This is a genomic window from Halorubrum saccharovorum DSM 1137 (genome assembly GCF_000337915.1).
Lineage (GTDB): Archaea > Halobacteriota > Halobacteria > Halobacteriales > Haloferacaceae > Halorubrum > Halorubrum saccharovorum.
Genome location: NZ_AOJE01000046.1, coordinates 1 through 218, shown reverse-complemented (window position 1 = coordinate 218; position 218 = coordinate 1). Strand labels below are relative to the sequence as shown.

Here is a 218-nt window from a genome sequence, read left to right as displayed (position 1 = left end):
AGCGCGTACCGCCCCAGTCAAACTGCCCGGCTACCGGTGTACTCCTCCCGGAGTGAGAGTCGCAGTCACCGACGGGTAGTATTTCAATGTTGCCTCGGTGGCCCGCTGGCGCGGGTACCTGTGTAACGGCTCCTACCTATGCTGCACATCGGCGACCACGTCTCAGCGACAGCCTGCAGTAAAGCTCTATAGGGTCTTCGCTTCCCCTTGGGGGTCTC

General features: G+C 61.5%; 1 rRNA gene. It reads right to left on the bottom strand.

The features are described from left to right. Positions 1-218, bottom strand: a 23S ribosomal RNA gene (locus C471_RS17860); the annotation flags it as partial.